The organism is Streptomyces sp. SID486, assembly GCF_009865385.1.
Lineage (GTDB): Bacteria > Actinomycetota > Actinomycetes > Streptomycetales > Streptomycetaceae > Streptomyces.
The window spans coordinates 1-18353 of sequence record NZ_WWJT01000661.1 but is presented as its reverse complement, the minus strand read 5'-3'; the positions used below and the strand labels follow the sequence as shown (position 1 = coordinate 18353).

The window sequence follows — 18353 nt, the reverse complement described above, 5'->3', positions numbered from 1 at the left end:
TCTCCCGCGGTCCCGCCCCGCCGCCCGCCGGCCCGGCACCACCGGGATGCGCGACCTGTGCCGCCAGGCGGACGGCGTGACCACGCCGGAGATCGCGCGCCTGTGCCACGACAGCTTCGGCTGACGCCGACCACGACAGCTTCGGCCGACGTCGACCACGACAGCTTCGGCTGACGCCGATCACGACGGCGGCCGGCAGCCCGGGTGCGCCGGGACACCACGCCGCCCCGGCCCGCGTCCGGTACTGCTCCGCGCCCGCCCCCCGGTACCGGTCCGCGTCCGGTACCGGTCCACGCTCGCCCCCGCCCCGGCCCGCGTCCGGTACCGGTCCACGCTCGGTACCGGCCGCGGGCCGGGGGCGGTGCCGGGCCGGGACCGCCGTCATAGGGTGATGCCATGTTCGGTCCACAAGGTCCCACGCTCCGCGAACTCGCCGTGCAGGCACTGTCGTCCGTCGAGCGCGGCTACGACCTGCTCGCGCCGAAGTTCGACCACACCCCGTTCCGGACACCGGACGAGGTGCTGGACGCGGTGGCGAAAGCGGTGGAGCCGCTCGGCCCGTTCGCGGACGGACTCGACCTGTGCTGCGGGACCGGGGCAGGGACACGGCTGCTGGCCGGGGTGTGCCGGCGCACTGTCACCGGGGTCGACTTCAGCGCGGGCATGCTCGACGTCGCCCGGCGCCGGGTACGGCCCGCCGGGGCACCCCGGGTCGGCTGGGTACGCGCCGACGCCCGGGCCCTGCCGTTCAGGGAAGCCTTCGACCTCGTCGTGTCCTTCGGGGCGTTCGGTCACTTCCTGCCCCGGGAACTGCCCGGACTCTGCGCCCAGGTCCGCTCGGCGCTGCGGCCCGGCGGCCGGTTCGCCTTCCCGGTGTTCGCACCGCCCCGGCCGGCGCACCCCGCCTTCTGGCTGCTGCTCGGCTTCGACGCGGCGATGCGGGTGCGCAACGCGCTGTGGCGACCGCCGTTCGTCATGTACTACCGGGCTCTGCGCCCCGGCGCCCTGCTGCACGAGCTGGAGCGGGCGGGCTTCGCCGTCGAGCTGCGCGCGCTGCCCGAGTTCGGCCGCCGTGCCGACGGCAGCCCGCGCGGCAGGCTGGTGGTCGCCCGCAGAACCGATGGACCGGCCCCGGAGGTCAGCCCGCGGCAGGCAGGGTGAACTCGTACACCAGAGCGTCCTGTTCGGAGTTCACCACGAGATCGGTGATCTCCAGCGGGCGGGCGTACTGGTCGTGCACGCGCCGCGTCACCCGCACCGAGGAGGCGTCGCCGACCTGGGTGATGGAGTCCCGGTGGTGCAGGGACAGCCCTGCCTTGCGCATCCAGTCGTAGGCCCGCCGCAGCTGCGCGGGCGTCGCCCCGTCGGCCCGGTCCCGGTAGCGGGCCAGCTCGGCCACCTCCGCCAGCGCCACCGGGGAGAACGATGTCAGGGCCGTCCGCAGCGACCGGCCGTCCGGTGTCACCGACAGGTAGCGGTGCATCAGCGTCGGCCGGTGCGGCGCCAGACCCAGCGCCCGCGCGTGCTCCGGCGGCGGCTCCTCCCAGGTCACCGTGGCCCGGTCCACCGCACAGGGGTCCGCCGTCCGGGCGCCCACCGGGAAGGTGAGCGACTCCGGTGCCTCGACCGGCCGGCCGGGCAGCGTGGCATGACTGCCCCGCCGGTCGGTGGACACCAGACCGCTGCGGCGGAGCATCTCCAGCGCCTGTCGGACGGTCTCCCTGCTCACGCCGAAATGCGTGGCCAAGTGCCTTTCGCCGGGCAGCCGTTCACCCGGGGGAATGGTGCCGTCGCGCAGTTCGTCGAGCAGCAGCGCCGCGATCCGTCCGTACAGGGGCCGGTCGTCCAGGGGCCGGTCGTCGCCGGGCGGGTGATCGTGCGGGGTGGTGCGGGCCATGCCGCGCCCTCCTGTCGGTGACAAGACGTAGTCGTGCGGGTTCGTTGCGCGACCACAATTAGCATTGGTCTAAACCACAACGGAAGGGCGGTCTGCCGGATCGACCGAAATCCACCCGCGCGCACAGTCGCCACCGGCCGCTGTGCGAGACGTGCGCGGGGGATGGCAGGGGGGCGCCGGGCAGGGCCGTCCTCCCGTGGATCACCGGCACGCGAGGGGTCGTCCAGGCCGTTGAGCAGCCCGGGGGGAGCCCGCCCCCGCAGCGGCGCGTCTGCGGGAACCGCCGACTCCGTCATGGCCGAAAGCCCGCCGGTTGGCGTGTGCGACCCCGGAGCCCCGCGCCGGCTCCGCGGCGTCCGAAACGCCAGTTGGTTCGGGGTGTGCGGTCCCGGAGTCTCGCGCACAGGCTCCGCGGCGTCCGGACGCCCGCTGGGTCGGCGTGTACGGCCCCGGTCCCGGCTCGGGCGGCGTGGGCCGCGGTGGCGCCCGCGGTGCGACCGGTGACCGGGCCGGGTGGGACGGACGGGACCGTGCGGCGCCGTGCCCCCGCTCGACGGCCGTACCGCCCGGGCTCCGGTCCAGGCGGAGGGATCCGCTGTCGGCCGCCTCACACGAGCGAGCGCAGCCAGCGGATCTTCTCCGCCTCGTGGTACGGCCCGCCGCCCTCATGGTCGTTGAAGTCGTACACCTCGATCGCCTTGTCCTCGTGCGGCCAGGCGTTGAACGCCGCGAACACCGTCGACGGCGGGCACGTCCGGTCCTCCAGGGCCGCCGAGAACAGGGCCGGGACCCGGCCCCGGGCCGCGAAGTGCACCGCGTCGAAGTAGGACAGCGTGTGCCGCACGTCCCGCGAGCGCCCGCGGTGGGTCTTGAGGAACAGGGCGATCTCCCGGTACGGGTGACGGTCCGACAGGGCCAGCGCGCGCGGGAAGTCGCACAGGAACGGTACGTCCGGGGCGATCGCCAGCAGGCCGGGCACCAGGGCGCCGACGGCGATCGTGATGCCGCCGCCCTGACTCACGCCGGTCGCGACCGTCCGCGTCGCGTCCGTCAGCGGGTGCGAACGGGCCGCCTCGACCGCGCGCACGGCGTCCGTGAACACCCGGCGGTAGTAGTAGTTCTCTGGCGCCTCGATGCCCCGGGTCATGTACCCCGGAGAGGCCGGCCCCGCGCCCACCGGGTCCGCCGTGGCCCCGCCGCCGCCCCATGCGCTGCCCTGCCCGCGGGTGTCCATCAGGAAGTGCGCCCGGCCCGTCGAGGCCCAGAGCAGGTTCTCGTGCGGCAGCCCGCGTCCGCCGCCGTAACCGAGGAACTCCACGACCAGCGGCAGCGGTCGCGTGGTCCCGGCGGGCAGCCGCAGCCAGCCCTTGACGGGGTGACCGCCGAACCCGGCGAACGTCACGTCGTACACCTCGATCGTGTCGAGCCCGCTCTCCACCGGCTCGAAGCGCGCCTGGAGTTCGTGTTCGCTGGCCTGCCGGAGTGTCCGGTCCCAGAAGGCGTCGAAGTCGTCCGGTTCCGGGGAGTCGCTGCGGTAGGTGCGGAGTTCGTCCAGAGACAGGTCGAACAGGGCCATCACAACCGCCTTCGCGAGGAAGCCTGTGGTGTCCCACGGTACGGCGGATCGGGCGGTCGGTGCGGGAGATCGGTGGGTCCGTGCGGGGGATCGGTCGGTCGGTAGGGGGGATCGGTGGGTCCGTGCGGGGGATCGGTCGGTCGGTACCGGAAATCCGTCGGTCCATGCGGGGACAGGGCGGCCGGTACGGCGGTCGGTACGGGGATCGGGCGCGCTGCGAGAGCGCGGCAGGGGGCGCGTGCCGGGGCGCGGTCACCCTCCCGGGATGCCGGTACCCCTCCGGTGTCCGTGCTTGCCCCCGGTGCCCGGGTCACTCCGGGGCACCCTCCCGGTGCCCGGGGCAGCCGGCCGTCACATCCGTGGCTGTGTCCACCGCGGCCCCGTGCGGGCCCACTCCCGCTCCCACTCGGCCAGCCGGTGGCGCAGGGCGAGCCGGCGCACGATCAGGTGGCCGAGGAGCACCACCGACGCCACGCCACCCGCCGCGCACAGCCCGAGCGTCACCGCGTGCTGCCACACGGCCACGTCGTCCGGCGGCGCCGCCACACTGCGGCCCCGGGAGTCCAGCCACACCGGGACCGGGTCCCCGGCCCGGGTCCCCGTCGGCACCCGGACCCACGCGGTCCGGACACCCTTGCCGGGCTCGGTCCACCGGACCTGGGCGCGGTACGGATGCCGGCGGTCTCCCTCCAGCACGGACCGCCGTTCGGTCTCGCCGGCGACCACCACGGCACGTACCTCGTGGCGCCGGGCCCGCTGGTCCGCGGCGAGGGCACGGGCCCGGTCATGGGCGTGCAGACCCGCGGCCACCCCGGTCAGCGGCGCGACCACGAACAGCAGGACCGCGACCACCAGCACCGTCCACGCCTCGACGACGTCCGCGCGGCGCCGTAGCGGATTGCGCCGCCAGCGCCAGCCATGCACCCGGGTACGCATGTACACCTCCTCGCCGCCGCCGGAGCAGGAGAGCCGGGAGAGCCTGATCACCGGTCCACCGCCGCCGCTCACGCACACGAGCGTCCACATCCGTCTCGTACCCCGTTCGGAGCACCTCGCGCATGCCGCGAACCGCTAGTTCCAGCCCAGATGGCGCACAGGGCACACCATGCGCCCCACCATCGCGCGCCGGGCCCCGCCGCGCTACCTGGGCGCCCGGCCGCACCGCCGGATCCGCCCCACCGCGTCCCGTCGTGACCGGGCGCCCGGTGCAGTGCCCGGCGACCGCGCCGGCCCCGCGCACCGGCCTCCCGGCGCGCATCGTTGCGGCCGTGTGAACTCCGGCGGAGACCGGGAATACGGGCCCGCCGCCGCTCCTTGCCGCTCGGTGTCGGTGTCGGTGTCGGTGTCGGTGTCGGTGTCGGCCACGGTGTCGGCGACGGCGAGCGGGCGGCCGGTGCGTGGGACGCGCCGGTGACAGCACGCGCGGAAGGCACCGGTGACAGCACAGCGACGGGCCGGCGACGGCACGACAGACACGCGTGACACGCGAGAAACGAGGAGCGAGATGCCCCAGGCGGACGTTTCCACGACCTGGACCGAGGTGGCCGGATGAGCATCGTGAGCAGCCCGGACGGCCCCGGCCGGACCGCCGTCGGCGCCCCGCACGTCCTCGACAACCCGGCCATGGCCTCCCTGACCGGCCCGCACGCCCACCTCGCCGAGCGGCGTGGCCGGGTGCGGCGCTACCCCGTCGACGTCTCGCCGTGGCTGGCACTGCCCGACGATCCGGACGCGCGGGACTGGGCGGACCTCGCCGCGCTCGCCGGTCCGGGTGCCGGCGTCCCGCTGGCCGGCTTCAGCGGGGACGTCCCGGCGGACTGGGAGGTCACCTTCCGGGTCGAGGGCGTGCAACTGGTGGACGACGGCGTGGCGGCCGCGCCCGAGCCGGAGGCGGTCCTCCTCGGCCCGGCGGACGTGCCCGAGATGCTCGACCTGGTGTCCCGTACCCGGCCCGGACCGTTCCTGCCGCGGACCGTGGAACTCGGCACCTACCTCGGCATCCGGCGGGGCGGAGCGCTGATCGCGATGGCGGGGGAGCGGCTGCACCCGCCGGGCTGGACCGAGATCAGCGCCGTCTGCACCGACCCCGCATTCCGCGGCGAGGGCCTGGCCACCCGTCTGGTCCTCGCGGTCGCGCACGGTGTACGGGAGCGCGGGGAGACCCCGTTCCTGCACGCCAGCGCCGCGAACACCAACGCCATCCGGCTGTACGAGTCCCTCGGCTTCCGGCTGCGCCGCCGCACCGCCTTCCTCGAGGCCCGGGCGCCGCAGCGGCGGGCCGACGGCCGCCCGGCGGTGCCGGTCCCGCAGCCCGGCTGACGCCTCAGTCGGTGTCGGCCACCCCCGCGTTGTACCGCTCCAGATAGGCGGCGAACCGCACCAGGTCGTCCTGCGGCCAGTCGGCGAGCCGCTCCCGGAAGGCGGCCCGGCGGCTGCGGGTGACCTGGGCGAGGATCTCCCGGCCGCCCGCCGTCAGGTGCAGCACCTGGACCCGGTGGTCCTCCGGGTCCTGCCGGCGCTCGATCAGCCCGGTCCGCTCCAGGGCCGCCACCTGGCGGCTCACCGTGGACTTGTCCAGCGCGTAGTGCGCCGCCAGATCGGTCGCCCGGCAGCCGTCCCGCTCCTCCAGGTGACCGAGCAGGGTGTACGACACCAGGGACAGCTCGGGGTGCATACGGCCCGCCGAGGCGCGGGCCCGGCGGGCGAAGATGGTCATCTCGCGCTGGATCGTCTCGACGGCCGACTCCGCTGCGCTCACGGGAATACCTCCTCCGGGGTTCTAGTTGTATAGTACAACTTGAACTGAAAGTTGTATAAGCCAACCTTTGGAGGTCGCGCCCGATGAGGTCACCGGCACTGCGCCATGTGCTCACGCACCTGATCACCCCGCTGCTGATGTGCATAGGCATGGGGCTCGCGTACATGGGGGCGTTCGTCACCCCCGAGCCGCACCACCTGCCGGTCGCCGTCGTCGGCACCACCCCGCAGGCCAAGGTCTTCGCGCAGACGGTCAAGGACGGCGCGGGGGACAAGCTCGACGTCCGTACGGTGGCCACTCGCGCGGACGCCATCGGTCTGCTCAAGTCCCGTACGGTGACCGGCGCCTACGTGCCCGGTGCCCGGGCCCCCGAGCTGCTGGTGGCGAGCGCCGCCTCCGACATGGGCGCCACGGCCGTGGAGAAGGTCTTCACGCCGGTCGCCGCCGAGCAGGGCGCCGCACTGAAGGTCACCGACGTGGCCCGGCCGGTCGCCGACGACCCCACCGGACAGGGCCTGTTCTTCCTGCTGATCGCGGTCAGCATCGGCTCCTACGCCTCCGTCGCCGCGCTCGGCGCCGCGGGGGCCGGCCTCGCCATGCGGATCCGGGCGGTGCTCGCCCTCGGTGTCTCCGCGGTGGTCGGCGGCATCGGCGCGCTGCTCGCCGGGCCGGTGTTCCACCTCGCCCACCACGACCTCGCGGGCGTGTTCGGCATGGCCTGGCTGTACTCCGCGGGCATCCTCCTCATCGGCGTCGGCCTGCACACGTTCCTGAAGCGGTGGACCACGCTGGCGATGATGGTGCTCTTCGTCATGCTGAACTTCACCAGCTCCGGCGGGCTGTTCCGGCCCGAGCTGCAGAACGGCTTCTTCGGCACCCTGCACGCCTTCTGGAACGGCGCGGGATTCGTCGAGGGCGTCCGCAGCCTGCTGTACTTCGCCGACGACGGCCTCGCCCGCACCGTGTGGACCCTCGCTCTCTGGCTGCTGGCCGGCGTCGCGGTGACCGCCCTCGCCGCGCTTCACGAGCGCACCCGCCGGACCAGCGAGGACCCGGCCCACCCGCACACCGCGCGCGAGCCCGGCCCGGGCGCGCCGGAGAAGGGGGAGCGGGCGCAGGACGCGGAGCAGGCGGAGGTGGAGGAGGAACTCGAGGAGACGGTCGGCGTCTGACACCGGCGTCCGGCACGCACGCGGTCCGGGACCGGAGCTGGGGTAGGGTGGCCGCCGGACCGCGAACCGTCGCGGCCCCCGAGGCGAGGAGGTGAGACCCATTACCGCTGTGTCGGACGGGGTGCTCCCTCCACGTGTCGGCGCGGTACACCGGTAGCGGTGACCGCGGGAGCGCCCTGCATGTCTCGTGCTCCCGAAAGGCTTCGGCTTCCATGCCCGCTTCCGTACCGTTCTCCTCGTCCACCGCCGTCCTCGCGCTGCGCGCCGCCGGGTGCGTCTTCGCCGAGGACGAGGCCGAGTTGATCGTCGCCACCGCCCGTACCCCCGAGGAGGCGGCCGGCATGGTGGACCGGCGCGCCGCCGGACTGCCACTCGAACAGGTCCTCGGCTGGGCCGGGTTCCACGGCCTGCGGGTCATCGTGGAACCGGGCGTGTTCGTCCCCCGCCGCCGTACCGAGTTCCTCGTCGACCAGGCTCTGGCCGCCGCGCCGGACGCGACCGTCGTCGTGGACCTGTGCTGCGGGTCCGGCGCGCTCGGCGCGGCCCTCGCCCACGCCCTGGGCGGGGCCGAGGTGCACGCGGCCGACATCGACCCGGCCGCCGTCCGCTGCGCCCGCCGCAACCTCGCCGCCTTCGGCGGCCTGGCCCACCAAGGCGACCTGTACGACGCCCTGCCCCCGGCCCTGCGCGGCCGGGTGGACGTCCTGACGGCCAACGTGCCCTACGTCCCGACCGCCGAAGTGGCCCTGCTCCCGGCGGAGGCCCGCGACCACGAGCCCCTGGCCGCGCTGGACGGCGGCGCCGACGGCCTGGACGTGCTGCGGCGGGTGGCCGCCGCCGCACCCGGGTGGCTGGCTCCCGGCGGCTGCCTGCTGGCCGAGACCAGCGAACGCCAGGCACCGTCCGCCGTGGCCGCCTTCACCGCCGCCGGCCTGACGACCCGTCTGGCCGTCCCGGACGAGCCGTACACCCACGTGGTGATCGGTGTGCTGCTGCCCTAGGGCCCACGGTCCCCGGCCGCGCACCGGCGGCACCCTCCCGCCTCAGCCGGCGATCGTTCCCGCCTCCGGCTGCAACGCGGCCTCGACCTCCAGGACGATCTGGACCTTCTCTCCCAGCAGCACACCGCCCCCGGGCAGGGCACCGTCGAAGTCGACGCCGAAGTCCGTGCGGTCGATCTCGCCGGTGGCGGTGAAGCCGGCGCGGGCACCGGCGGCCGGCTCGGGGGCGAAGGGGTCCATGCCGAAGCCGTTGGCCTCCAGCCGCAGCGGCACCGGCCGGGTGACTCCCTTGAGGGTCAGTTCGCCGTCCAGCACGAAGCCGTCGCCGTCGGCGCGGACACCGGTGGAACGGTAGGTCATCGTGGGGTGCTTCTCGACGTCGAAGAAGCCGGGGCCGCGCAGGTTGTCGTCGCGCTGTGCGCTGCCGGTGTCGACCGAGGCCATGTCGATGGTCGCGGTCACCTCGGACTTCAGCGGATCCCCGGCGGTGACGATCCGGCCCTCGAAGCGGGTGAAGCGGCCCTTGGTCCTGCTGATCATCAGGTGCCGGACGGCGAAGCCGACATCGGAGTGGACCGGGTCGATCGTCCAGGTGCCGGCCAGGTAGCCGGGGATCTCGGTCGGTTCGGTGGGCATGGTTGCTCCTTCGGCTGTCGTGAACGAGGGGTGCGCCGGTGTCAGGCGCCGGTGCCGGTGCGGGCGGCGTACTTGCCCCCGCGCGAGGCCAGTTCCTTGATCGCGGCGGCGGTGCGCCCGGAGACGCCGGCCCGCCGCAGGGTGTCGTCGCGGCGGGTGAACTGGCCCACCGCGCTGCGTCGTCCGAGAGTGACGGCCCGGCCCACGTAGCGCACGGCGAACGGCTCCGGCCTGCGGCCGTCGGCCACGCGGACCAGGGTGTCCGCCGCGTGCGCCGCCTGCGGCGTGGCGAGGGCGCAGGCGAAGCGGGCTCCGGGCACCGCCGCGCAGTCGCCCACGGCGAAGATGCGGTCGTCGTCGACGCTGCGCAGGCAGGCGTCGACGAGCGCGCGGCCGTCCGGGTCGACGCTGAGCCCGCTGCGTGCGGCCAGGTCGGGGACGCCCGACACCACGGCCCACAGGGTCAGGTCGGAGTCGAGCGCCGTGCCGGACCGCAGGCGGACGGAGCCGCCGGCGACCTCGGTGACGCCGTCGTCCACGATGTCGACGCCCAGCCGCGCCAGTCCGGACCGGACGCGGTGGCGGGCACGGTGGGAGAAGGTGTCCGCCACCGACGTCCCGACGATCCGCACGCGCAGGTCCGGCCGCGCCTCGGCGACCTCGGCCGCCGTCTCGATGCCCGTCGCGCCGCCACCGATCACCGTGACGGTGCCGCCCGGGGCGAGCGCGGCGAGCGCCGCACGGGCGTGCTCCGCCCCTTCCCAGGTGCCCACCGGGATCGTTCCCGGCATCGGCCGCGCGGTGCTGCCCACGGCCAGGAACGCGTAGTCGAACTCGGCGTGCGTACCGTCGGCGAGGGCGACGCCGCCGTCGCCGATCTCCTCGACGCTGCCGACCCGCACCGTGATCCCGGCGCGCAGCATCGACGTGAGGGGCGTCGCGGCCACCGCGGTGCCCGCGATCCGCTGGTGCAGCCGTACGCGCTCCACGAAGTCGGGCCGTGGGTTGATCACCGTGACCGCCGCCGAGCGGAGCCTCCTGGCGATCCGGTTCGCCGCCAGCGTGCCCGCGTAGCCGGCGCCCACCACCACCACTTTCATCCTGGCCTCCTGTCAGGGTCTCCTGTCGGGTGTCCGGTCGACCAGAAGATGCCGGGGAGGCGCGGACCCTGACGCGTTCACGGTGTGTCACGCGTCACACGGTGGCCGTGTCAGGAAGCGGTGGGCCCCGGTGTCGTATGGGCGGCACATCCACGAGCGATGATTCAGGAGCAGGGCATGGGTGAGGACGGCCGCCGTCTGGACCGCGCCACCGAGGCGTTCGTCGCCCACCGCAATCTGCTCTTCACCGTCGCCTACGAGATGCTGGGGTCGGCGGTGGACGCGGAGGACGTCCTGCAGGAGACGTGGCTGCGCTGGTCCGGCGTCGATCTCGGCGTGGTACGCGACCAGCGCGCGTACCTGGTCCGGGTCACCACCCGGCAGGCGCTCGGCCGGCTGCGCACGCTGGGCCGCCGCAAGGAGTCGTACGTCGGTCCCTGGCTGCCCGAGCCGCTGCTGACAGCGCCGGACGTGGCCGAGGACGTCGAGCTGGCCGACAGCATCTCCATGGCGATGATGCTGGTCCTGGAGACGCTCACGCCGACCGAGCGAGCGGTGTTCGTGCTGCGTGAGGTGTTCGACCTGCCGTACGACGAGATCGCGCAGGCCGTCGACAAGAGCCTCGCCGCGGTCCACCAGATCGCCCACCGGGCCCGGGCCCACGTCGCCGCGCGCCGCCCGCGGGGTGCGGTCTCCGAAGCCCAGACTCAGGCGGCGCTCGGGGCCTTCCGGCGGGCCGTCGAGACGGGCGATCTGCAGAGCCTCCTCGACCTCCTCGCCCCGGACGTCGTCGCCCTGAGCGACGGCGGGGGCGTCAGGCAGGCGACACCGCGGCCCACCGTGGGCGCCGAGCGGGTCGCCCGCCTGCTGGCCGCCGGTGTGGCGGTGTGGGGTCCCACGGCCACGCTCGAGCCCGCCCGGATCAACGGACACCCGGCACTGATCGTGCGGATCGACGGGGAGATCGACCTGGTCGTGGCCATGCGGATGGACGACGGGCTCGTCACCGGCATCTACTCCGTGCGCAACCCCGAGAAGCTGACGCGGATGGAGCGGGAGACCCCGGTGAGCCGGTGAGACGAGCCGGCCCGCGGCGCTACGGCAGGTCCTGCGCCCGGGCGATGAGCAGGGCCACGTCGTCGTGGTTGTCCGGGTGGTGCAGTGTGCGCAGCAACAGGTCGCAGACCTCCTCCAGGGGGCGGGCGGAATCGTCGAGCAGCGACAGCAGGAAGGCCAGGCGCTCGTCCAGCGAGTGGCGGCGGGTCTCCACCAGCCCGTCGGTGTAGAACACCAGCTCGTCGCCGGGGGCGAAGTCGACCGTGACGGTGGAGAACTCCACCCCGCCCACACCGAGCGGCACGCCGGTGGGCAGGTCGAGCAGCTCCGGAGGGCGGCCCGGCCGTACCCGGGCCGGCGGCAGATGGCCGGCGTTGGCGATCCGGCACCGGCGCGTGTACGGGTCGTGGACGGCGTACACGCAGGTCGCGATGGAGTGGTCCGTGGCCGAGGTCGTCTTGTCCAGGTGCTCCAGCAGTCGGGCGGGGTCGAGGTCGAGGCCGGCCAGCGTGGTCGTCGCGGTGCGCAGCCGGCCCATGGTGGCCGCCGCGCTGACGCCGCTGCCCATCACGTCACCGACGACGAGCGCGGTCTTGCCCCCCTCCAGCGGGATCACGTCGAACCAGTCGCCGCCGACCTCGCTGGTGGCGCCCGCCGGCTGGTATCGGGAGGCCACCTCCAGGCCGGTGGTGACCGGGGGGTGGCCGGGCAGCAGGCTGCGCTGGAGGGTGAGCGCGGTGTTGCGGGCGTTCTGGTACCAGCGCGCGTTGTCGATCTGCACGGCGGCGCGGGCGGCCAGCTCGCGCGCCAGCAGGAGGTCGTCCTCGTCGAAGGGCGCCGGGTTGCGGGTGCGTTTGAGGTCGAGCGCGCCCAGCACCTGGCCGCGCGCGATCAGCGGCACCGCGAGGTAGGAGTGCAGGCCCGCCCGGCCGAGCAGCACGGCCGCCTCGGCGGAGCGGGCGATGCGCGGCAGGTCCTCGTCCTTCACCTGCGGCACCAGCACCGCCTCGCCGGTGCGCACGCACTCGGTGACCAGGCGGTCGGGGGCGTACCGGGCGATCTGGCCGGGCGGGTCGGCGGCCCGCACGGCGTCCGAGCCCTCCACCGGGCGCAGGGCGAGCGCCCGGAGCACCGCCGACTCCGACGGGCCCAGCGCGCTCGGCCGCCCTTCGACCACCGCGTCCAGCAGGTCGACGGCGGCCACGTCCGCGAGTTCCGGCACGGCGACCTCGGCCAGCTCGCAGGCGGTGCGCTCCAGCTCCAGCGTCGTACCGATGCGGGCCGAGGCGTCGGCGATGACCGCGAGCCGGCGGCGCGCGGCCTCCGCCTCCACGGAGGCCCGGTGCTGTTCGGTGATGTCGACGAGCGAGACGGCCACCCCGAGCACGTTGCCGAGGACGTCCTCCAGCCGGTACAGGGAGTGCGACCAGGTGTGGTCCTGGTCCGGGTCGGCCGGGGTGCGGCCCACGAGCTTGTCGTCGATCAGCGGCCGGCCCGTCTCCAGCACCCGCCGGGCCGCCGCCTCCAGCGCCTCGGTGTCCAGCAGCGGCAGCACCTCGGGCAGCCGTCTGCCGACGTGCTCGGCGGCCGGCATGCCGTTGATCTTCTCCAGGGCCGGGTTGACGGAGACGAACCGCAGGTCGGTGTCGAGGACGGCGTAGCCGATCGGGGACTGCTTCACCATCCGCTCGGAGAGCGCCACGTCCTGCTCCAGCCGCCGCACGGTCGACTGGTCGGCGGCCAGTCCGAGCGCGTACACGTCCCCGCGGTCGTCCAGCAGCCGCATGTTGCGGAACTCCACCAGACGGGTGGTGCCGTCCTTGTGCCGGACCGGGAAGCCGCCGGCCCAGCTCTGCCCGGTGCGCAGCACGTCGGCGAAGAGCCTGCCGACCAGCTCGACGTGCTGCTCGTGCACCATCAGCCGGGCCGCGTACTCACCGAGGGCCTCCTGCGCGCTGTAGCCGAACAGCTCCTCCGCCTGCGGGCTCCACAGCACGATCCGGCCGTCGGTGTCCAGCACCACCGACGCCACACGCAGGACGTCGAGCAGGCCGCTGGGCCGAACCGGCCCACGCGCCGGCTCGCCGTTCTCCGTCACCGGAGCCTCGGCTGCACTCATGCCACGCACCGCCTTCGCCCGTCCGCACGGCACGTCGTCCCCCGTGCCGACTCCCCTTGACCCACCGCGCTCACACCCGACTCTCCGACGCCGTCGCCGTCCACCTCCACCATCCCTCAACACGGCGGTGGACGTCCGCCGGAGCCGCCGCCGCCGGGTGCGGGCCGAGGGCCTCAGCCGAGACCGTACAGCGCCGTCCCGCGGGCCGTGAGAGTTCACGCTCATGTTGCTGCATTGGCCTGTACATGACTTTCGCGCCACGCCAGACTGTCCGCCGACCGAGTGCCCCCACCCCCGTCCGAGGAGTCGGCCATGCCCGCGTCCCTCCGGCAACGGTGTCACGTAGTCCTCGCCGGACTCGTCACCCTCGCCACCGCCGCCGTCGTGTCCCTCGCCGCACCCGCGCCGGCCGGCGCTGCCGGCGGCTGGACCGAGACCGGTTCCGACCGCGCCGACCCGCTGACCGAGAGTCAGGGGCTGACGTCGGTGGAGGTCCCGGCGAACAGCCCCAACCGGTACACCGGCATCGGCACCGTCCCGCTCGGTGTCTCCGCCCGCGGCTGGAACCACGTCGGCGACCCGGACGCCTCGTACGACGGCTACTACATCGAGCCGTACCAGCGGGACTCCGGCAACTCGAAGATGTACCGCGTACAGGCGCCCGGCGGTGCCTGGTCGGAGTACGTCCACACGCTCGGCCCGGGCGAGGCGCTGAACAACTCCTGGGACGCGATCTCACCCGACGGCCGGTGGATGCTCTCCGGCGAGTGGGGCACGATGACCCGGCTGCTGGTCTTCCCGACCCCGGCCGTCAACCCGTCCACCTCCCCCTCGGCGAACCTCCCGCAGGTCTCGGCGGTCCGCCTGGACCACGCGGTCCGCGACGTCCAGGGCTGCGACTTCTCCGGCCCGACCACCCTGCTGTGCTCCTCCGACGACCCCGACGGCAGCCTCTTCGGCCTCACCAAACCGCTGCTGCGGATCGACCTGTCGGCCGCACCGAACGGCACGGCGGACGTCTCCGGGCATGTCACCGCCCTGCGGCAGCTGCCGCTGCGCAGCTCCTGCTCGGGCTCCTTCGAGGCCGAGGGCATCGACTACGACCGCCGCAGCGGCGTCCTGCGCGTGATCGTGGTCTCGCCCGGCTTCTGCGTGCTGACGGACAGCAAGACGTACAAGTTCGCCCAGGGCTGAGGTGTGCGCGGCGACCGGTGGTGCTTTCCTGAGGATGGACGCGGTAAGGCGGGGTACCCCGTTCCACCGCAGCGCGTGAAAGGAGCGATCATGGCAGACACGGAGCGGTCGCACCCCGAGACCGTCACGGTGGAACTCAGTGGTTCCAAGGAGGACGCCCGCCTCGTCTTCGACGCACTGAGGGCCTGCTTCGCCACCGACCGGGGCGCGGACGAAGACCCCCAGCAGCTACACGAGACCCGGCCGATGGTGTGGCTCGGCACCTACGACGTCGCGGACGCCCGGGGCGAGGGCTGCCCACCGGTCCACCTCGGCGACTCGGTCCAGGCGGACATCCAGGGCGGCCCCTGGGCCGTCGACCGGTTCCGGACCACCCTGGACTCGATGTTCACCGTGCAGGAGACCTCCGCGGCCTCCGGTGACCAGGAGCGGGACCTGCACCTGCGGCTGGAGAGCCGCTGACTCAGCCGGACAGCGCCCCGGCCGGCCCGCCGCCGGCCGGGGCGTACTGCGCCAGGCCGTACCCGAAGGACCAGTCGGCGTCGCCGTTCTCGGTCAGGGTGACGAACACGTTGCGCGGCTCGGTGCCGGTGCGCTCGTGCACCAGCTCGGCGATCCGCCGGTACACCGCCCGCTTGCGGGCGGCGTCGCGGCCGGCGCGCAGGGTGATGGCGACGAACACCACCGAGTCGTCCCGGTGGATGCCCAGGTAGTCGCCGGCGCGCAGGGTGCCGGTGACGCCGTCGTGGCCGGTCAGGACCTGGAAGCGGTCCTCGGGTGGCACGCCGAGCGTCTCCACCAGGGCGTCCTGGACCGCCTGGCCGAGCGCGTCGAGGCGGGCGGGGTCGGTGCCGAGCGCGTCTATGCGGACGAAGGGCATGGCGGTGGTGTCCTCTCGGGCGGCGGATCGGTCCCAGCTGACTGTACATACTAGTAGGTACAGAGTGGCCGGAGTCACCCCCTCCCGGTTGTGCAACTAGTTGCAAAAAGAGTCGGGCTTCCTCTACAACAAGAGGCGACGACACCGCGCACGGAGGGCCCGATGAGCCGTTACCCGCACCTGATGACCCCGCTCGACCTGGGCTTCACCACCCTGCCCAACCGCGTCCTCATGGGCTCGATGCACGTCGGCCTGGAGGAGGCCGAGCGCGGCTTCGAGAGGATGGCGGCGTTCTACGCGGCCCGCGCGCGCGGGGGAGTGGGACTCATCGTCACCGGCGGCATCGCCCCCAACGACGAGGGCCGGCCGTACGAGGGCGGGGCCCGGCTCACCACGGAGGACGAGGCGGAACGGCACCGGGTCGTCACCGAGGCGGTGCACCGCGAGGGCGGCCGGATCGCCATGCAGATCCTGCACTTCGGCCGCTACGCCTACCACCGGGACCTCGTCGCCCCGAGCCCGCTCCAGGCGCCGATCAGCCCCTTCGCGCCGCGCGAGCTGAGCGACGCCGACATCGAGCGCACCATCGGCGACTACGCCCGCGCCGCACGCCTCGCCCGGCAGGCCGGCTACGACGGCGTCGAGATCATGGGCTCCGAGGGCTATCTGATCAACGAGTTCATCGCCGCGCAGACCAACCGGCGCACCGACCGCTGGGGCGGCTCGTACGAGAACCGCATGCGGTTCCCCGTCGAGATCGTCAAGCGGGTGCGCGAGGCCGTCGGCGACGACTTCATCGTCATCTACCGGCTCTCCATGCTGGACCTCGTCCCGGGCGGCTCCTCCCTGGAGGAGGTGGTCACCCTCGGCAAGGCCGTCGAGGCCGCCGGAGCGACGATCATCAACACCGGCATCGGCTGGCACGAGGCCCGCATCCCCACCATCGCCACCTCCGTGCCGCGCGGCGCCTACACCTGGGTCACCAAGAAGCTCATGGGCGCGGTCTCGGTGCCCCTGGTGACCACCAACCGGATCAACACCCCCGAACTCGCCGAGGAGTTGCTGGCCGGCGGCTACGCGGACATGGTCTCGATGGCCCGCCCGATGCTCGCCGACCCCGACTTCGTCGCCAAGGCCGCCGCCGGCACCCCGGAGGCCATCAACACCTGCATCGGCTGCAACCAGGCGTGCCTCGACCACACCTTCAGCGGTCAGATCACCTCCTGCCTGGTCAATCCGCGCGCCTGCCACGAGACCGAGCTGGTGCTCTCCCCGACCCGGCGGAAGAAGCGCGTCGCCGTCGTCGGCGCCGGTCCGGCCGGACTCGCCTGCGCGGTCTCCGCCGCCGAACGCGGCCACGAGGTCACCCTGTTCGACGCGGCGAGCGAGATCGGCGGCCAGCTCAACGTCGCCCGCAAGGTGCCGGGCAAGCAGGAGTTCGACGAGACCCTGCGCTACTTCCGCCACCAGCTCGACGCACACGGCGTCGACGTACGCCTGGACACCTGGGTCACCCCGGAGACCGTGGCGGGCTTCGACGAGGTCGTCGTCGCCTCCGGCGTCACCCCGCGCACCCCGGACATCCCCGGCGCCGACCACCCCCGCGTCCTCGGCTACCTCGACGTGCTGCGCGACGGCGCCCCGGTCGGCGACCGCGTCGCCATCCTCGGCGCCGGCGGCATCGGCTTCGACGTCGCCGAGTACCTCACCGACGGCGGCGACAAGGCGGGCGAGGACCCGGAGACGTACTTCCGCCACTGGGGCGTGGACATGGACTACCGGACGCCGGGCGGTCTCACCGCGCCGCGGCGGCCGGCCCCGCCGCGCACGGTCCACCTGCTCCAGCGCAAGACCACCAAGGTCGGTGCCGGCCTCGGCAAGACCACCGGCTGGATCCACCGCGCGGAGCTGAAGCACCGGGGTGTGACCATGGTGCCGGGTGTGCGCTACGACCGGATCGACGACGCCGGCCTGCACATCACCGTCGGCGAGGAGAGCACCGTCCTGGAGGTCGACACGGTGGTGCTCTGCACCGGCCAGGAGCCGCGCCGAGACCTGTACGAGGAGCTCGTCGCCGCCGGACACAGCGCGCATCTGATCGGTGGCGCGGACGTCGCGGCCGAGCTGGACGCCAAGCGCGCGATCAAGCAGGGCACGGAGCTTGCGGCGGCGCTGTAGAGGCCGGCGGAGGCCGGCGGGCCGTCCCGGGACGAGTCCGTCCACCGGAGGAACCCGTCCCTAGGATGAACGCATGTCACTCCCGCACGCGATCCTCACCGCCCTGCTGGAAAAGCCGTCGTCGGGACTGGAACTGACCCGCCGGTTCGACAAGTCGATCGGCTACTTCTGGTCCGCGACGCACCAGCAGATCTACCGCGAGCTGGGAAAGCTGGAGGCCGGGGGCCTCATCCGCACGCTGCCGGCCGAGCAGCCGGCCCGTGGGCAGAAGAAGAGCTACGAGGTCCTGCCAGCGGGCCGTGCCGAACTCGCCCGCTGGACCGCCACGGCGCAGGACCCCCGGTCCATGCGGGATCCGCTCCTGCTGCGGCTGCGTGCCGCCGCCGTGGTCGGCACCGCCGGCCTGGAGGCAGACCTGCGCCGCCATCTCGAGCTGCACCGGCGGCAACTGGCGGAGTACCGGGAGATCGAGGAGCGCGACTTCCCGCCGGACCGGGACGCCCCCGAGGACCGGCTGCGTCACCTGGTCCTGCGGGCGGGCATCGACCTGGAGACCTTCTGGACCCAGTGGCTCACCCGGGCCCTGGGGGAGTTCGGCGAACCGCCCGCGGAGTGACGGGAGCGGCGACGGGAGAGGGGACGGGAGGGCGCTGACGGCAGGGTGCTGACGGGAGGGCGCTGACGGCGGGCGCTGACGGCCGGGCCGGGCCGCCTGCTGCGACGAGTCGCCCGCCGTCTGCGACGTGTTGCGATGCGTGTGCCGTGTGCCGTGTGCCGTGTGCCGTG

The 18353-nt window shown here is 73.8% G+C and carries 17 protein-coding genes; 9 read left to right on the top strand and 8 right to left on the bottom strand.

From position 1 onward, the window contains the following. The first annotated feature begins 396 nt into the window (after positions 1–396). Positions 397–1161: a class I SAM-dependent methyltransferase gene (locus GT045_RS30950; protein ID WP_161298508.1), complete on the top strand. Its 765-nt coding sequence runs from the start codon at positions 397–399 to the stop codon at positions 1159–1161. Here the strand turns inward: GT045_RS30950 and GT045_RS30945 are convergent. The 3 genes from GT045_RS30945 to GT045_RS30935 all read right to left on the bottom strand — a co-directional run bounded on the left by GT045_RS30945 (position 1139) and on the right by GT045_RS30935 (position 4481). After that, positions 1139–1897 (bottom strand): GntR family transcriptional regulator, encoded by a 759-nt coding sequence (locus tag GT045_RS30945; RefSeq protein WP_161298509.1) that lies wholly within the window; start codon positions 1895–1897, stop codon positions 1139–1141. The two genes, GT045_RS30950 and GT045_RS30945, sit on opposite strands and share 23 nt — an antisense overlap. A 607-nt stretch (positions 1898–2504) precedes the next feature. Continuing rightward, on the bottom strand, positions 2505–3473 hold the full coding sequence (locus tag GT045_RS30940; protein WP_161336200.1) for an acetylxylan esterase: 969 nt from the start codon (positions 3471–3473) through the stop codon (positions 2505–2507). Positions 3474–3824: 351 nt separating this feature from the next. Further along, positions 3825–4481 (bottom strand): hypothetical protein, encoded by a 657-nt coding sequence (locus tag GT045_RS30935; RefSeq protein WP_345942808.1) that lies wholly within the window; start codon positions 4479–4481, stop codon positions 3825–3827. A gap of 540 nt (positions 4482–5021) precedes the next feature. On the opposite strand from GT045_RS30935, the gene GT045_RS30930 reads away from it, so the two are divergent. Further along, positions 5022–5792 carry a GNAT family N-acetyltransferase gene (locus GT045_RS30930; protein WP_161336199.1) on the top strand — a complete coding sequence of 257 codons (771 nt, stop codon included), beginning with the start codon at positions 5022–5024 and terminating at the stop codon, positions 5790–5792. Between the two features lie 4 nt (positions 5793–5796). Here GT045_RS30930 and GT045_RS30925 read toward each other — a convergent pair whose 3' ends face one another. After that, complete coding sequence (locus GT045_RS30925) at positions 5797–6189, bottom strand: MarR family winged helix-turn-helix transcriptional regulator (RefSeq protein WP_202529185.1); 393 nt, start codon at positions 6187–6189, stop codon at positions 5797–5799. A 125-nt stretch (positions 6190–6314) separates the two neighbouring features. Between GT045_RS30925 and GT045_RS30920 the strand changes: the two genes are divergently transcribed. Together GT045_RS30920 and GT045_RS30915 are read left to right on the top strand one after the other, a co-directional pair. Continuing rightward, positions 6315–7403, top strand: a complete 1089-nt coding sequence (locus GT045_RS30920; protein ID WP_161293867.1) for a hypothetical protein — start codon at positions 6315–6317, stop codon at positions 7401–7403. A 212-nt stretch (positions 7404–7615) separates the two neighbouring features. Beyond that, entirely contained in the window at positions 7616–8404 is a 789-nt protein-coding gene (locus tag GT045_RS30915; protein ID WP_161336197.1) for a putative protein N(5)-glutamine methyltransferase, read from the top strand. 42 nt (positions 8405–8446) lie between these two features. Here the strand turns inward: GT045_RS30915 and GT045_RS30910 are convergent, their stop codons facing one another. Together GT045_RS30910 and GT045_RS30905 are read right to left on the bottom strand one after the other, a co-directional pair. Further along, positions 8447–9040 (bottom strand): YceI family protein, encoded by a 594-nt coding sequence (locus GT045_RS30910; RefSeq protein ID WP_161291059.1) that lies wholly within the window; start codon positions 9038–9040, stop codon positions 8447–8449. Between the two features lie 41 nt (positions 9041–9081). After that, complete coding sequence (locus tag GT045_RS30905) at positions 9082–10140, bottom strand: FAD-dependent oxidoreductase (RefSeq protein ID WP_161336196.1); 1059 nt, start codon at positions 10138–10140, stop codon at positions 9082–9084. 177 nt (positions 10141–10317) lie between these two features. On the opposite strand from GT045_RS30905, the gene GT045_RS30900 reads away from it, so the two are divergent. Then, a complete protein-coding gene (locus tag GT045_RS30900; RefSeq protein ID WP_237539008.1) occupies positions 10318–11217 on the top strand; it encodes an RNA polymerase sigma-70 factor in 900 nt (299 codons plus the stop codon). Between the two features lie 19 nt (positions 11218–11236). On the opposite strand, the gene GT045_RS30895 is transcribed toward GT045_RS30900, so the two are convergent. Next, a complete protein-coding gene (locus tag GT045_RS30895) occupies positions 11237–13315 on the bottom strand; it encodes a SpoIIE family protein phosphatase (RefSeq protein WP_161336194.1) in 2079 nt (692 codons plus the stop codon). Between the two features lie 312 nt (positions 13316–13627). Between GT045_RS30895 and GT045_RS30890 the strand changes: the two genes are divergently transcribed. Together GT045_RS30890 and GT045_RS30885 are read left to right on the top strand one after the other, a co-directional pair. Beyond that, the gene (locus tag GT045_RS30890) at positions 13628–14509 is read left to right on the top strand and encodes a hypothetical protein (RefSeq protein WP_161336193.1); all 882 of its coding nucleotides are present in this window, start codon (positions 13628–13630) and stop codon (positions 14507–14509) included. Between the two features lie 90 nt (positions 14510–14599). Further along, entirely contained in the window at positions 14600–14971 is a 372-nt protein-coding gene (locus GT045_RS30885) for a hypothetical protein (RefSeq protein ID WP_161296036.1), read from the top strand. A gap of 1 nt (position 14972) precedes the next feature. Here the strand turns inward: GT045_RS30885 and GT045_RS30880 are convergent, their stop codons facing one another. Then, entirely contained in the window at positions 14973–15389 is a 417-nt protein-coding gene (locus GT045_RS30880) for a tautomerase family protein (RefSeq protein WP_161336192.1), read from the bottom strand. A 162-nt stretch (positions 15390–15551) separates the two neighbouring features. Here GT045_RS30880 and GT045_RS30875 point away from each other — a divergent pair, with 162 nt between their 5' ends. After that, positions 15552–17567: an NADPH-dependent 2,4-dienoyl-CoA reductase gene (locus GT045_RS30875; protein ID WP_161336191.1), complete on the top strand. Its 2016-nt coding sequence runs from the start codon at positions 15552–15554 to the stop codon at positions 17565–17567. Between the two features lie 73 nt (positions 17568–17640). Then, on the top strand, positions 17641–18183 hold the full coding sequence (locus GT045_RS30870; RefSeq protein ID WP_161296030.1) for a PadR family transcriptional regulator: 543 nt from the start codon (positions 17641–17643) through the stop codon (positions 18181–18183). Positions 18184–18353: the final 170 nt, after the last annotated feature.